The organism is Flavobacterium sp. I3-2 (genome assembly GCF_013389595.1).
Lineage (GTDB): Bacteria > Bacteroidota > Bacteroidia > Flavobacteriales > Flavobacteriaceae > Flavobacterium.
In genome coordinates this window covers 3,326,634-3,340,570 of sequence record NZ_CP058306.1, presented here as the reverse complement: position 1 = coordinate 3,340,570, position 13,937 = coordinate 3,326,634, and the positions used below count along the sequence as shown (strand labels likewise).

Here is a 13,937-nt window from a genome sequence, read left to right as displayed (position 1 = left end):
TTGAATTATTTATGCTGCAAATTTATTTTGAATAAAGATATACCAATTAAAATTTACATTAAGTATCTGTTAAAAAAAAGTGGAACTAAAGTTCCACTATGATTTGATTATTTAGTAAATCTTTGAAAGTTTCAGCTTTACGTATTAAATAAGATTCGTCATTATAATATAAAACTTCTGCCGGTCTGTATCTCGAATTGTAATTCGAAGCCATTGAAAAACAATAAGCACCCGCATTTCTAAAACATAAAATATCACCTTCAGAAATTTCTTTGATTCTACGATTATTTGCAAATGTATCTGTTTCGCAAATATAACCAACTACCGAATAGAAACGTTCTTTTCCTTCTGTGTTAGAAATGTTTTCAATGTGATGGTACGAATTGTAAAACATCGGACGAATTAAATGATTAAATCCTGAATCGATTTGTGCAAAAACCGTTGAAGTCGTTTGCTTAACTACGTTTACTTTAGCTAAGAAATAACCCGATTCGCTAACCAAGAATTTTCCAGGTTCAAATACTAAAGTTAATTCTTTTCCGTAATCTTTACAAAAAGCATTAAATTTTGTCGTTAATTTTTCACCTAATTCTTCAATATCAGTTTCTAAATCTCCTACTTTGTACGGAACTTTAAATCCACTTCCGAAATCGATAAATTCTAAATCTTTAAATTGTTTCGCAGTTTCGAATAATATTTCAGAAGCATATAAGAATACTTCGATATCTAAAATATCCGACCCCGTATGCATGTGAATTCCGTTTACCGTCATTTTTGTATTTTCGATAATACGTAAAATGTGTGGTGTTTGATGAATCGAAATTCCAAATTTACTATCGATGTGTCCAACAGAAATATTACTATTTCCACCAGCCATTACATGCGGATTGATTCGAATACAAACCGGAGTTTTTGGATGTTTATGTCCAAATTGCTCTAAAACCGAAAGGTTGTCAATATTAATGTGTACACCAAGTTTGGCAACTTCTTCGATTTCTTCCATCGAAACACCATTTGGAGTAAACATGATTCTTTCAGGTTCAAAACCAGCCTCTAATCCAAGTAAAACTTCTTGGATGGAAACAGTATCTAATCCACTTCCTGCCTTCTTCAATAACTTTAATATAGAAATGTTAGATAAAGCCTTAACCGCATAGTTAATTCTTAAATGTTTAACACCTGCAAATGCATTTGAAAGTCTTGCAAATTGCGATTCAATCTTGTTTCCGTCATAAACATACAACGGACAACCATATTGATTAGATAGTTCTAATAAAATGTTAGAATCCATAAGTTATTGAAATTAAATTTATAAGAACAAAAATATAAAAAAAAATCAGGCTGTAATTTGAGGTTTTGATTTTTGTAAACTAGTCAAAATTTTATTTTTAAAATTATCGATTTGCAAAATATTTAGGGTTAAAAAAAGAATATGAAAGAATTACCATAATAAAATTTGTAAGTGAGTACATAATTCTCATTTTTTCTTAGGTCAATTAGTTCAAGTTTGCTATTTTTGTTTTACTATTAAAAAAGCAAAACATATAAATCATGAATTTACACGAATTTCAAGGTAAACAAATATTATCTAGCTACGGTGTACGTGTACAACGCGGTCACGTTGCAAATACAGCAGAAGAGGCTGTTGAAGCTGCTAAGAAATTAACAGAAGAAACAGGAACAGGATGGCACGTGATTAAAGCTCAAATCCATGCAGGAGGAAGAGGAAAAGGAGGAGGAGTTAAATTGGCTAAAAATTTAGATCAAGTTAAAGAAATTGCTGGTCAAATTATTGGTATGGATTTAATTACACCACAAACTCCACCACAAGGAAAAAGAGTACATAAAGTTTTAGTTGCTGAAGATGTTTACTATCCAGGTGAAAGTGAAACTTCAGAATTCTATATGTCAGTTTTATTAAATAGAGGTAAAGGTCGTAACATGATTATGTATTCTACAGAAGGTGGAATGGATATCGAAGAAGTTGCTGAACATACGCCACATTTAATTTTTACTGAAGAAGTTGATCCAGCTGTTGGATTACAAGGTTTTCAAGCGCGTAAAATTGCTTTTAACTTAGGATTATCTGGTGATGCATTCAAAGAAATGGTTAAGTTTGTTGACTGTTTATACAAAGCTTATGTAGGTTCAGACGCTTCGATGTTTGAAATTAACCCAGTTTTAAAAACTTCTGATAACAAAATTATCGCTGTAGATGCTAAAGTTGACTTAGATGAAAATTCATTATTCCGTCATAAAGATTTAGCTGAAATGCGTGATGTTTCTGAAGAAAATCCAATCGAAGTAGAAGCTAAAGCTGTAGGATTAAACTACGTAGATTTAGACGGAACTGTTGGTTGTATGGTTAACGGAGCTGGATTAGCAATGGCAACTATGGATTTAATTAAGTATGCAGGTTTTGAGCCAGCTAACTTCTTAGACGTAGGTGGAACGGCAGATGCTAAACGTGTAGAAACGGCTTTCCGTATTATCTTAAAAGATCCAAACGTAAAAGCAATCTTAATTAACATTTTTGGAGGAATCGTTCGTTGCGACCGTGTTGCTCAAGGTGTTGTAGATGCTTACAAAAACATGGGTGACGATATTAAAGTGCCAATTATTTTACGTTTACAAGGTACAAATGCTGAATTAGCAAAACAAATTATTGATGAGTCTGGTATGCCAATCTTATCAGCAGTTCAATTCCAAGAGGCTGCAGATCAAGTAAAAGCTGCTTTATCTTAATAATTTAATATAAATTTTAAAGCCCAAATTTAAATTTGGGCTTTTTTTATATCTTTTTTGAAATGAAAAAAATAATAATATTATTTACTTCACTTTTGTTGCTTTCTTGCTCAAATGATGATAATTCAAGTTCAAATCAAATTCCAACGGGTAGTGATTCTGTCAGTTTGATATTTGATAACCAAGAATTTTCAACAACAAATAAAAATACTTCTTTCGAGAAAATACACGTCTATGTTTCGCCGTTTGATTCATTTATCGTATTTATGCTTTCAAATAATGAAAAAGCAGTCGAGGTATCTATCAGTTCACAAGTTGGTTTTGAAGAAGGAAAAACTTATGCAATAAACGGTCGACAAACTTCTAATGTATCAGGTCGATTAACTTATTACTCTACTAATTCAGCTACTAAATGGGCTTCTACAAATAATGAAATCGGAGGTGCTATCACTATTGAAAAATTAGATTATGAAAAAAGAATAATCGCAGCGACTTTTGAATTCGATGCAGCCGAAGAAAATGGAACCATGCATACGATTAGAAACGGTTGGTTTGATTTAAAATTTTAATGTATGAAAAAGTTTATTTTATTTTTAGTTTCGATATTGTTTTTTTCTTGTACTTCAGATAATGAGGTAGAAGCTGTTACCGATTATTGTAACGAACAAGTGGTTGATTTTTATTCGAATGATGTTCTAAATTATAGAAATATAAAAAATAACGCAATTGTAGTTGAGTTTGATTTCAATGTAACAGATAAAAAAATTACTGAAACACTTACAGATTTAAATTTATTTAAATTGCCGTTAAACAATGAAGGTGTACTTTCAAGTATTTATATAAATGTTTTTTCGACTAAAAATACCAAAATGGTTTTGTGTTATTTTAAAGAGGGAAGTTTGTCTTGTGAAAAATTGAATAACTACATAAATCAAATTCAAAGTATAGATGATGTTTCTAGGGTTCAAAAATTATATCAAGGAAATTCGGTATATTCAGTTGTTAAAGAAGGAAATTATATTGAAGTTAAATTAAATACCGAAAGCGATTTAATTAATCTTGAAAATATTGCCAGTCAACATGGATTTGTTGTTACGGAATATAAACCTTTTTCTAGCGAAACAGAAGGGTTGATTTATTATTTAATGGATGAATCCGATGAAAAATCAGTTATAGAAATGTCTCAAATTCTTTCAGAATCCATTTCATATCAATATATAAAACCGTTTATTATTTCTTTTCAACAATAATAAAAATCCTCAAAAAGTACATTACGATTTGAGGATTTTTGCTTTATTTAATTATCGTTTTTCTTTGTTCCCTTACCAGAATTGAATTTAAAAAACTCAACCGGATTTTGTTTTGGTTCAGCTTTTTTGAAATTCTTTTTAAAAGGTTTATCAGACTTACTTACAGGTTTTTTATCATCCTTTTTAAAAGGTTTTGAAAATTTCTTTTCTGTAGATTCTGATTTTTTTTCAGGTGTATTTTTGTGTGATTTGATTACATCCATCGGATTCTTTGGATTTTCTTTTGTTCCTCTTAAATGAATTACCAATCCGTTTAAGAAGTTTCTTAACAACTGATCTCCACATTCCATGTATTTTTCGTGATCTTCGGTTCTGAAAATATTTCCTAATTCACCTTTTGAAATTCTAAAATCAACCAATTCTAAAATCTCAACAATTTGGTCGTCTCTTAATTGTAGAGCAACTCGTAATTTTTTAAATATATCGTTATTTGTCATAAATCTAATTTATTGTGCAAAGATATTGAATATATTATGATTTACGATTATAAAAATAGATTTGGATTTTTTTGTTTTTAATTGGCAAGAAAAAATGAAATTCAATTCAAATAAGAATTCGTATTTTATTAGTACCTTTAGATAAAACAAAAGATTATGAGCAAAAAAACTTTAGTTATCGGGGCAAGCGAAAACGTGCAACGATATTCAAATATGGCCATTCGTAAATTAAAACAATTTGAACACGAAGTCAAAGCTTTTGGTTTGCGTAAAGGCGAAGTGGACGGGGTTGTTATTGATACCGATTTACTTTCGTACGAAAATATAGATATGGTAACTTTGTATCTGAGTCCGAAAAATCAAGAAGCGTATTACGATTATATTTTGGGTTTAAAACCCAAACGTGTGATTTTTAATCCAGGAACAGAAAATCCGGAATTTTATGAAACACTTAAAAATAATGGAATTGATTTTGAAGAAGCTTGTACTTTAGTTCTTCTAAATACGAAACAATATTAAAACAAACGAGCGAGATTAAATCTCGCTCGTTTGTTTTTTTTCTTTAAAACTTATTGCAAATAAAAGCAAGAAAGTTATTAATCCGTTGACGATGATTAATTCGTTATCGAAAACGTAATTCCCAAAAAATAGATTTGAATTCAGACTGATAAATAAGGTAATAAATGGCGAAGCAATACAAATTAATGGAACAAATTTATCATGTACTTTTCTCGATTTCATAAACATACCAAAAGAAAATAATCCTAAAAGAGGTCCGTAAGTGTACGATGCAATTTTGAAAATCATACTTACAACCGATGAATCGTTGATGATGTTGAAAATTATAATGACTACAAACATCAAAAAGCAAAATCCTAAATGAATTAATTTTCGGTTTCTCACATTATTTGGTTTGTTCGCATTTTCGGGTTTGTCCATGCCTAAAAAATCAATACAAAACGAAGTTGTCAAAGCTGTTAAAGCAGAATCGGTTGTGGCAAATGTCGCTGCAATTAAACCTAACAAAAATACGATTGCCGGAATCACCGTTAAATGATTAAATGCAATTTCTGGAAATAATAAATCGGTTCGTGGTTTTCCGGTTATTGCATCAACCGGAACCGAAATTCCTTTAGATTCGGCATAAATATAAAGTAATGCTCCAACGCCTAAGAAGAAAATATTTATGATTACAAAAATTCCTGTAAACGTAAACATGTTTTTTTGAGCTTCTTTGATGTTTTTACAACTCAAATTTTTCTGCATTAAATCTTGGTCTAAACCTGTCATGGCAATGGTTACAAACATTCCACCAAGTATTTGTTTCACAAAATGATATTTGCTTGTAACAAAATCATCCCAAAAGAAAATTTTAGAATAGTTACTTTCTTTAATCGTTTCAAAAGCTTCAATTGCTGAGTAATCCATCGCCATACAAATAAAAATAATGGTTAAGATTACCGATGAAATCAAAAAGAAAGTTTGTAATGTATCGGTTATGATAATGGTTTTTAAACCAGATTTGTAGGTGTAAGCAAAGATTAATCCGAGTGAAATTAAAACAGTTGCTGCAAACGGAATGTTGTAATGGTCAAAAACAAAATACTGAAATACAATTACTACCAAATACAATCTGAATGCAGAGCCAATAGTTCGACTAATTAAGAAAATGGATGCTGCCGATTTGTAACTATAAAATCCCAAACGTTTTTCGAAATATTCATAAATCGAAACTAAATTTAATCGGTAATATAACGGCAAAAGCACGGTTGCGGTTACGATAAAACCTAAAGCATTTCCGAGAACAAACTGAAAATATTTAAATTGCTCTCCGTTTGGTGAACCAACTTCGCCCGGAACTGATATAAAAGTAACCCCAGAAAGTGCCGTTCCAATCATTCCGAAAGCTACTAAATACCATTTTGAATTTTTATTAGCTTGAAAAAAAGCATCGTTACTACTGTCTTTTTTCCCGATGACATTTGAAATTAGAATCAATGTTCCAAAGTAAATAACAATGATTGTTAGAATTATAGTTGGCGTCATGTTTTAAAAATTATTTGTTCAAAAATAAGTATTTTGAGTTGTATATCTACAAAAACTATATTTTTTAAATGGCGTATTTTATATCTTTGCCAAATGAATTTTCCATCAAAACTTTTAGAGAACGCGGTTAACGAAGTTTCGCAATTACCCGGAATTGGTAAACGCACGGCTTTGCGTTTGGTTTTACATTTATTGCGTCAACCTGCAGACCAAACAGCCGGGTTGACTACTGCACTTTTGGGTTTACGAAACGACATTAAATATTGTAAAAATTGCCACACCATTTCTGACCACGATTTATGTGAGATTTGCGAAAATCCGTCGCGTGATGGTTCGATAATTTGTGTGGTTGAAGATATAAGAGATGTAATGGCTTTAGAAAACACTCAACTTTTCAAAGGACATTATCATGTTTTGGGCGGAAAAATTTCTCCGATTGATGGAGTTGCACCAAGTCAACTTAATATTGTTACGTTGATTAATAAAGTTAAAGAAGGGAAAGTTAAAGAAATTATTTTTGCTTTAAGTTCCACCATGGAAGGTGATACCACCAATTTTTATATCTACAAACAAATTAAAGATTTTGATGTAATTACGTCAACTATTGCACGCGGAATTGCCATTGGCGATGAATTGGAATATGCAGATGAAATTACTTTAGGGCGTAGTTTAATTCATCGAGTTCCTTTCGAAAATAGTTTGAAAATGTTATAATTTTCTAGAATTATATTCATTTAAAATTTCAAAAATTTCGGTTTGAGGAATTTCAGTTTGATTCATTTTTGCAGCTAAATCAGGTTCGTCACTTATCAGATTTTTAATTTTTTCAAACAACGACCTGTCAATCCATTTTTTGTGTTTTATCCATTTACCATCTTTTTCGATGTAAGCACATCCATGACTTGCTGCTACAATATTTCTATCGGAATAGGCAATATAATAATTTATTTTTCCTTGGCTTTTAACCGCTACAATATTATTGTTGTTGATTTTTGGTATTGATGTAAAAATATTTTTTTTGTTATTCTCGTCAACAAATTCTAAATACTGAATTTTATCTAGCTTGTAACTTAGTTTCTTTTTGTTTGAAATTAAATGTACTTTTTCATCAACAAACGTATCGATATATACAATATTACATGGATTGTTTACATCGTATTGTAAAATAATAGTTGAAGTTATGGTATCGTTCACATTTTCTTTTAAAACGATTTTTACAGGATTTTCTTTCAAAATTGTAGGTGTTAAAAGTATGATTTTGCTTTTTTGAGTATTACCAATTATTGAAAAAAGAAATGTAATTATTGTTAATGTATAATATTTTGACATGTTTTTTTATTTTAATGTGGTAAATTTTATAAATTTATTAAATTAATGTTTAAATCAAAAAAAATGAAACAGATTCTTTTACTTTTATTGATGGTAGGTTCAAATGTATTTATAGTAAATGCAAGGACAAATTCACATGTTAAAGAAACGCAATCATTAACTCGTTTTATCGACGATAAGATTGTTCTTTATTACAAAGATTTTGATGTTTATATGGATTCGTTTGAATTCAATAATGTAACTTTTAATTATGTTGTTGACGGAGATAGAAATGTTTTGTTTTATGATGATGATGATGATGGTAAACAAACGGTATTGGATTTACAGAATTTTGTTTTAAAAAATTATAAAGAAAAATATTCAAGTTCTGGTATAAAATCGTCATCTCAAGCATTGGTTTACTCCAAAGTTTTAGATGCAGAAAAGTATGATGTTTTACCCGAACCTTTGTTATTTGATAAAAACGAATTTTTTTCAAAAGTAACTTCTACTTTAAATAATAATTCTGATTCTAGTTCATTACCTGAAAATACTAGAGGAGTTACCAAATTTCAATTTGATATTGATGAAAAAGGTATGATTGTAAACGCAAAATATACTTCAGAAGTTGAGGTTGATGGACTTGATTATGTAATTAAATTTTTATACGGTTTAGATAAATGGAAGCCAGCTCAAATAGATGGGAAACCCGTTAAAAGTACCTATGAAATAAAATTGTTTTCAAGTTACAATGCCGATATTCTTCACGCAGATGAACAAAGTAAAATAATTAAAAGTTTGCAATAAAAGTTTGCAATAAAAGTTTAAGTTCCTTTTTAAAGGAACTTTTTTTATGGGATTTTGATTAAAAATCAAACCAATTTATTTAGTATATTCGTTAAAAATCCAACTTATGAAACGAATTGTATATGTACTTAGTTTTGCTTTTGTTTTTATCTCTTGCAAAAAATCTCCATCAAACGAGGTAGATTACGCAACAGATAAAGTTGTTGCTGAAGAAGAAGCAATGTATTCAAACGATGCATTACAAGCACCACAAGCAGCTCCTGAGGCTGCGCCAACAGAATCATCAAATGCTTCAACGGCAATTCCAATTGACCAGAAAATAATTAAAAACGGAAATTTACGTTTTGAAACGGCGGACATGAACAAAACTGCAGCTAAAATTTATGCAGCTTTAAAAACAGTAAACGGTTATGTTCAGTTAGATAGCGAAACAAAAGGTTATAATGAAATTACAAGAAATATTGTAATCCGAGTTCCAAATCAAAACTTTGAAAAATTAGTTAACAATGTAACTCAAGGCATTTCTTATTTTGATGAAAAGCAAATTACCTCTGAAGATGTTACAGAACAATACATTGATTTAGAAGCCCGTTTAAAATCTAAAAAAGAATTAGAAGCTCGTTATATCGATTTATTAAGAAAAGCAAGTAAAGTTTCTGATATCATTGAAATAGAGCAACAAATTAATGTAATTCGAGAAGAAATTGAATCAAAACAAGGTCAGTTGAATTACATGAAAAGTCGTGTTTCGATGAGTACTTTAAATATCACTTTTTACAAACCAACAGCCGATTCAGGGATTACGGTTTCGTACGGAGATAAAATTGTAAATGCATTGAAAGGAAGTGTAAGTTGGATTCCTGGATTCTTCATTGGATTAATTTACATTTGGCCTTTATTTTTAATCGTAGGTTTGGCTTGGTATTTTATCCGTAAAAAATTAAATAAGTCTAAAAAATAAATTGGAATTACAAAACATAAAAACGCTAACTAATTAGGTAGCGTTTTTATGTTTTTTAAAATATGTTTAATAATCCATAAGCCATATGTATTAGAAATTTTTTCTATAAATCTTTTAAAATCAATAGTTGCTGTTTCGTTCGCATTATCAGAAATGGTTCGGATAACTGTAAACGGAATTTGATATTCATAACAAACTTGTGCTACAGCTGCACCTTCCATTTCGGCACATAAAGTTTCAGGAAAATCGTTTAAGATTTTAGAAACTTGTTCTTTCTGATATATAAATTGGTCACCACTAACAATCAAACCCTGATGTAAATTTGGAATTTGGATTTTGAACTCATTCAAATCGTTTTCAGAAATATAATTATGAATATTTTTAGCTTCTAAAAAACTAGAAATTTCATTGGTAGCCGTTTGATTTAATTCAGTATCAGTAGTAAAATACTTTTTGTTTATTAATGGAATTTCATTTTTTGGATACAAAGGAAAAACATCAAAATCGTGTTGTGCTAAATGCGTAGCCAAAACAACATCGCCAACTTTAATATCTTTACGAATTCCGCCAGCAACACCAGTAAAAATCAATTTAGAAATTTTAAATTCTTGAATTAACGTTGTGGTAGTAATAGCGGCAGCAACTTTTCCAATTCTTGAAAATACAAGAACACAGGCTACGTTTTCTAGATGACCAATATAATATTTTCTGTCACCGATTATTCGTGTTTCAGAAATTTGCATTTCTGCAATAATCGCATTTACTTCTTCTGGAATAGCTCCAATAATTCCAATCATAATATTAAATGAATTTAAAAAAAGCTGCCTAAAAAGACAGCTTTGATTTTATAATGAAAATAAAGATTTAATTTCTTGAATTTTATCTAATTTTTCCCACGTGAATAGTTCTACTTCCATTACTTTTTCTTCTCCGTTTGGAGTTGTGAATGTTTTAGAAACTATTTCGTTTTTACGTCCCATGTGTCCGTAAGCAGCAGTTTCGCTATAAATAGGTTGACGTAATTTTAAAGATTGCTCAATAAAATAAGGTCTTAAATCAAATAATTCTTGAATTTTAACTGCAATTTCTGCATCAGAAATAGCAACTTTAGAAGTTCCGTATGTATTTACAAAAACTCCCATCGGTTCAGCAATTCCAATTGCGTAAGAAACTTGTACTAAAATTTCATCAGCAACTCCAGCAGCAACTAAGTTTTTAGCAATGTAACGCGCAGCATAAGCTGCAGAACGGTCAACTTTACTTGGGTCTTTTCCTGAAAAAGCACCTCCACCATGAGCACCTTTTCCTCCGTAAGTATCAACGATAATTTTACGTCCTGTTAATCCAGTGTCACCGTGTGGTCCACCAATAATAAAAACACCAGTTGGGTTTATATGGTAAGTAATTTCATTGTTGAAATACGCTTCGTACTGTGGGTATTTTTTTAATAAGCGTGGAATTAAAATCGAAACAATATCAGATTTTATTTTGTCTTGCATTTCTTTTTCAGCTTTAACTTTTGCTTCTAAAGTTGCATTTTCAGGTTTAATAAAATCGTCATGTTGCGTTGATAAAACAATGGTAACTACCTTTTTAGGTTTGTTGTCATCTCCATATTCTAAAGTTACCTGAGATTTTGCATCAGGTCTTAAATAGGTGATTTCGTTGTTTTCTCTTCTTAACTCAGCTAATTCTTGTAATAATTTATGAGATAAATCTAACGCTAAAGGCATGAAATCCTCTGTTTCATTAGTTGCATAACCAAACATAATTCCTTGGTCACCAGCACCTTGTTCTTCTTTGTTTGATTTATCTACACCTTGGTTAATATCAGCAGATTGCTCATGAATAGCTGATAATATTCCACAAGAATTTGCATCAAACATATATTCGCTTTTTGTATATCCGATTTTTTTAATCGTATCACGAGCAATTTTTTGAACGTCTAAATACGTGTTTGATTTTACTTCTCCGGCTAAGATAACTTGTCCTGTAGTAACTAAGGTTTCGCAAGCTACTTTTGATTCAGGATCAAAGGCTAAAAAATTATCAATTAATGCGTCTGAAATTTGATCCGCAATTTTGTCTGGATGTCCCTCACTAACAGATTCTGAGGTAAAAAAATAAGCCATATATTTTGTTTTATTTTTATTGATTTTACGAGGTAAACTTCAAGGCAACGTAAAAATATGACTAAAGGAATGGATCTGCTTTAGCATTTTTTTTACGAGGTTGCAATCAGTCAAATTTTTCCTCTCAAAGATTAATACCACAAAATTAAGGCTTTATATTCATAAAATAAAGTTAATTGTTTAATTAATTTTCAATTTTAAAAAACATACATTTTTAACAACACGAAAAAAAAATATGTTTTAACTTTGATTAACTTTAAATATAAAAAGATGAAATTTCATACAGCAGAAGATCAATCTACCGTAACTCCTAAAAAAGCATTGGAGTTTTTAAAAGAAGGAAATCAACGATTTGTAGAAAATTTAAAAATGAATCACGATTTATTAGAACAAGTTAATAAATCTCGTGAAAGTCAATTTCCATTTGCTATTATTCTAAGCTGTATTGATAGTAGGACATCTGCAGAATTGATATTTGACCAAGGTTTAGGTGATATTTTTAGTACACGTGTTGCTGGAAATATTATTAACGATGATGTTATTGGTTCGATGGAATTTGCATGTAAAATGGCAGGGTCGAAGTTAATAGTAGTATTAGGACACTCAAATTGTGGTGCCATAAAAGGCGCTTGTCATGATGTAAAATTAGGACATCTAACTAGTTTATTAAATAAAGTTCAGCCTTCAATTCGCGAAATAAAAGAACAATTTCCAACTTTAGATATCAAATCACAAGAAGGAATTGATAAAGTAGCTTTTAACAATGTTCATATCATGAAACAAGAAATTATGAATAGAAGTGTTGTTTTAAACGAAATGTTGAAAAACCAAGAAATCGGTTTGGTTGGTGCGTATTATAAAGTTGAAACGGGCGAAGTAATTTTTATTGATCAAGAAGTTTAAGATGAAAACACCGTTTTATCAACAATTATTGGTAAATAATCATCAATGGGTCGAAAATCAATTGAAATTAGATCCAGATTATTTCAAACATTTATCATTAAAACAAACACCACCTGTATTATGGATTGGTTGTTCAGATAGTCGTGTACCAGCAAACGAAATCATTGGTGCAAAACCTGGAGATGTTTTTGTGCACAGAAACATTGCTAACATGGTTGTTCATAGCGATATGAATATGCTTTCGGTTTTAGATTATGCTGTAAATGTTTTAAAAATTAAACACGTAATTGTTTGCGGACATTATGGTTGTGGAGGTGTAAAAGCTGCTATGGGAAATAATTCGGTTGGTATAATTGACAACTGGATTAGACATATTAAAAATGTTTATCGCTTACATGCTAACGAATTGGACGAAATTCAAGATGAAAATTCACGTTTTAATCGTTTTGTAGAATTGAATGTTGAAGAACAAGTTTATGATTTAGCAAAAACATCTATTGTTCAAAGAGCTTGGGAAAGCGGACAAGAGCTGAGTTTACACGGATGGGTTTACGGATTAAATTCCGGATATGTAACCGACTTAGAAGTAAACATCACTTCGAATGACGAATTAGATGATGTTTATCAATTAAAATTTAAAAAATAAGTTTTAAATAAACTAAGATTTTGTTTTTGTTGTTAATTTTTTATTATATTTATAAATGAATTAATAAAAAACAAAACTATGATTAAATATAATTTAAAATTGATAGGTGGTTCAGTATTTTTACTTGCATCATTATTTTTTGTTTCTTGTCAAAAAGACAATAATTCAAATCAAGGTAAACCTGTTGATCAAAGTAAACTTTCAGAAGCTGAAAAGAAAAACAATGAAATTATTCAAAATTTATTGGATAATGAATCATTCTTTACTCAGGCTACTGCTTTAGGAAAAGAGCGAGCTTCTAAAGCTGAATTGAAGGATTTTTCAACTAATGCGAATGATGTTCATTCGAAAAATTTAGAAAAAATAAAAACAATTTGTACTGAAAAAGGAATTCAGGTTCCAGAAAAACTTTCCAAAGACTTGAATGATAAACTTTACAAGTTAACAGTATCAAATAATGCAGATTTTGATAATTACTACTATCAAAGTTTGTCAAACGATTATAAAGTCAAGATTGATAGTTTTGCAAAATTCATAAACGAGAATACATATCAAAATGCTCAAGACATCTTAATTGAAGTTTCTTCGGTTTATAGTAAGAATTTAGAACAACTAGAAAAAGCTAAATAAGTTTAATATCTA

At 30.0% G+C, this 13,937-nt stretch carries 16 protein-coding genes; 10 read left to right on the top strand and 6 right to left on the bottom strand.

Translation table 11 applies throughout. The annotated features are described in order from the left end of the window. Window positions 1–85 precede the first annotated feature (85 nt). Window positions 86–1,291, bottom strand: a complete 1,206-nt coding sequence (gene lysA, locus HW119_RS15780) for a diaminopimelate decarboxylase (protein ID WP_177766179.1) — start codon at window positions 1,289–1,291, stop codon at window positions 86–88. Between the two features lie 260 nt (window positions 1,292–1,551). Between lysA and sucC the strand changes: the two genes are divergently transcribed. The 3 genes from sucC (at window position 1,552) to HW119_RS15765 (ending at window position 3,995) form a co-directional block, all read left to right on the top strand. Further along, entirely contained in the window at window positions 1,552–2,745 is a 1,194-nt protein-coding gene (sucC, locus tag HW119_RS15775; protein ID WP_177766176.1) for an ADP-forming succinate--CoA ligase subunit beta, read from the top strand. A gap of 62 nt (window positions 2,746–2,807) precedes the next feature. After that, a complete protein-coding gene (locus tag HW119_RS15770) occupies window positions 2,808–3,314 on the top strand; it encodes a hypothetical protein (RefSeq protein WP_177766173.1) in 507 nt (168 codons plus the stop codon). A gap of 3 nt (window positions 3,315–3,317) precedes the next feature. After that, window positions 3,318–3,995 (top strand): hypothetical protein, encoded by a 678-nt coding sequence (locus HW119_RS15765; protein ID WP_177766170.1) that lies wholly within the window; start codon window positions 3,318–3,320, stop codon window positions 3,993–3,995. A 47-nt stretch (window positions 3,996–4,042) separates the two neighbouring features. Here HW119_RS15765 and HW119_RS15760 read toward each other — a convergent pair whose 3' ends face one another. Further along, window positions 4,043–4,492 carry a DUF1456 family protein gene (locus HW119_RS15760; protein ID WP_177766167.1) on the bottom strand — a complete coding sequence of 150 codons (450 nt, stop codon included), beginning with the start codon at window positions 4,490–4,492 and terminating at the stop codon, window positions 4,043–4,045. A gap of 156 nt (window positions 4,493–4,648) precedes the next feature. Between HW119_RS15760 and HW119_RS15755 the strand changes: the two genes are divergently transcribed. Continuing rightward, a complete protein-coding gene (locus HW119_RS15755) occupies window positions 4,649–5,011 on the top strand; it encodes a CoA-binding protein (RefSeq protein ID WP_177766164.1) in 363 nt (120 codons plus the stop codon). A 15-nt stretch (window positions 5,012–5,026) separates the two neighbouring features. On the opposite strand, the gene HW119_RS15750 is transcribed toward HW119_RS15755, so the two are convergent. Further along, window positions 5,027–6,538, bottom strand: a complete 1,512-nt coding sequence (locus tag HW119_RS15750; RefSeq protein WP_177766161.1) for a sodium:solute symporter — start codon at window positions 6,536–6,538, stop codon at window positions 5,027–5,029. 93 nt (window positions 6,539–6,631) lie between these two features. On the opposite strand from HW119_RS15750, the gene recR reads away from it, so the two are divergent. Beyond that, window positions 6,632–7,252, top strand: a complete 621-nt coding sequence (gene recR, locus HW119_RS15745; protein WP_177766158.1) for a recombination mediator RecR — start codon at window positions 6,632–6,634, stop codon at window positions 7,250–7,252. Here recR and HW119_RS15740 read toward each other — a convergent pair. After that, window positions 7,247–7,867, bottom strand: a complete 621-nt coding sequence (locus tag HW119_RS15740; RefSeq protein WP_177766155.1) for a hypothetical protein — start codon at window positions 7,865–7,867, stop codon at window positions 7,247–7,249. The two genes, recR and HW119_RS15740, sit on opposite strands and share 6 nt — an antisense overlap. A 63-nt stretch (window positions 7,868–7,930) precedes the next feature. Between HW119_RS15740 and HW119_RS15735 the strand changes: the two genes are divergently transcribed. Further along, window positions 7,931–8,653 carry a hypothetical protein gene (locus HW119_RS15735; RefSeq protein ID WP_177766152.1) on the top strand — a complete coding sequence of 241 codons (723 nt, stop codon included), beginning with the start codon at window positions 7,931–7,933 and terminating at the stop codon, window positions 8,651–8,653. Window positions 8,654–8,759: 106 nt separating this feature from the next. Next, entirely contained in the window at window positions 8,760–9,614 is an 855-nt protein-coding gene (locus HW119_RS15730; RefSeq protein ID WP_177766149.1) for a DUF4349 domain-containing protein, read from the top strand. Window positions 9,615–9,643: 29 nt separating this feature from the next. Here HW119_RS15730 and HW119_RS15725 read toward each other — a convergent pair whose 3' ends face one another. Continuing rightward, a complete protein-coding gene (locus tag HW119_RS15725) occupies window positions 9,644–10,411 on the bottom strand; it encodes a 5'-methylthioadenosine/adenosylhomocysteine nucleosidase (protein ID WP_177766146.1) in 768 nt (255 codons plus the stop codon). A gap of 48 nt (window positions 10,412–10,459) precedes the next feature. Beyond that, window positions 10,460–11,746: a methionine adenosyltransferase gene (gene metK, locus HW119_RS15720; protein WP_177766143.1), complete on the bottom strand. Its 1,287-nt coding sequence runs from the start codon at window positions 11,744–11,746 to the stop codon at window positions 10,460–10,462. A 270-nt stretch (window positions 11,747–12,016) separates the two neighbouring features. On the opposite strand from metK, the gene HW119_RS15715 reads away from it, so the two are divergent. From HW119_RS15715 to HW119_RS15705, 3 genes are all read left to right on the top strand, one after another. Continuing rightward, window positions 12,017–12,649: a carbonic anhydrase family protein gene (locus HW119_RS15715; RefSeq protein ID WP_177766140.1), complete on the top strand. Its 633-nt coding sequence runs from the start codon at window positions 12,017–12,019 to the stop codon at window positions 12,647–12,649. A 1-nt stretch (window position 12,650) separates the two neighbouring features. Further along, window positions 12,651–13,295, top strand: coding sequence for a carbonate dehydratase (gene can, locus HW119_RS15710; RefSeq protein ID WP_177766137.1), 645 nt, complete (start codon window positions 12,651–12,653; stop codon window positions 13,293–13,295). 78 nt (window positions 13,296–13,373) lie between these two features. Then, window positions 13,374–13,925: a DUF4142 domain-containing protein gene (locus HW119_RS15705; RefSeq protein ID WP_177766134.1), complete on the top strand. Its 552-nt coding sequence runs from the start codon at window positions 13,374–13,376 to the stop codon at window positions 13,923–13,925. Window positions 13,926–13,937 lie beyond the last annotated feature (12 nt).

Bases quoted from the DNA above. Each gene is read 5' to 3' on its own strand.
- HW119_RS15740 (WP_177766155.1), bottom strand. From the start codon at position 7,867: ATGTCAAAATATTATACATTAACAATAATTACATTTCTTTTTTCAATA.
- HW119_RS15725 (WP_177766146.1), bottom strand. From the start codon at position 10,411: ATGATTGGAATTATTGGAGCTATTCCAGAAGAAGTAAATGCGATTATT.
- lysA (WP_177766179.1), bottom strand. From the start codon at position 1,291: ATGGATTCTAACATTTTATTAGAACTATCTAATCAATATGGTTGTCCG.
- HW119_RS15755 (WP_177766164.1), top strand. From the start codon at position 4,649: ATGAGCAAAAAAACTTTAGTTATCGGGGCAAGCGAAAACGTGCAACGA.
- HW119_RS15735 (WP_177766152.1), top strand. From the start codon at position 7,931: ATGAAACAGATTCTTTTACTTTTATTGATGGTAGGTTCAAATGTATTT.
- sucC (WP_177766176.1), top strand. From the start codon at position 1,552: ATGAATTTACACGAATTTCAAGGTAAACAAATATTATCTAGCTACGGT.
- HW119_RS15730 (WP_177766149.1), top strand. From the start codon at position 8,760: ATGAAACGAATTGTATATGTACTTAGTTTTGCTTTTGTTTTTATCTCT.
- HW119_RS15760 (WP_177766167.1), bottom strand. From the start codon at position 4,492: ATGACAAATAACGATATATTTAAAAAATTACGAGTTGCTCTACAATTA.
- HW119_RS15750 (WP_177766161.1), bottom strand. From the start codon at position 6,538: ATGACGCCAACTATAATTCTAACAATCATTGTTATTTACTTTGGAACA.
- recR (WP_177766158.1), top strand. From the start codon at position 6,632: ATGAATTTTCCATCAAAACTTTTAGAGAACGCGGTTAACGAAGTTTCG.
- can (WP_177766137.1), top strand. From the start codon at position 12,651: ATGAAAACACCGTTTTATCAACAATTATTGGTAAATAATCATCAATGG.
- HW119_RS15705 (WP_177766134.1), top strand. From the start codon at position 13,374: ATGATTAAATATAATTTAAAATTGATAGGTGGTTCAGTATTTTTACTT.
- HW119_RS15765 (WP_177766170.1), top strand. From the start codon at position 3,318: ATGAAAAAGTTTATTTTATTTTTAGTTTCGATATTGTTTTTTTCTTGT.
- HW119_RS15715 (WP_177766140.1), top strand. From the start codon at position 12,017: ATGAAATTTCATACAGCAGAAGATCAATCTACCGTAACTCCTAAAAAA.
- metK (WP_177766143.1), bottom strand. From the start codon at position 11,746: ATGGCTTATTTTTTTACCTCAGAATCTGTTAGTGAGGGACATCCAGAC.
- HW119_RS15770 (WP_177766173.1), top strand. From the start codon at position 2,808: ATGAAAAAAATAATAATATTATTTACTTCACTTTTGTTGCTTTCTTGC.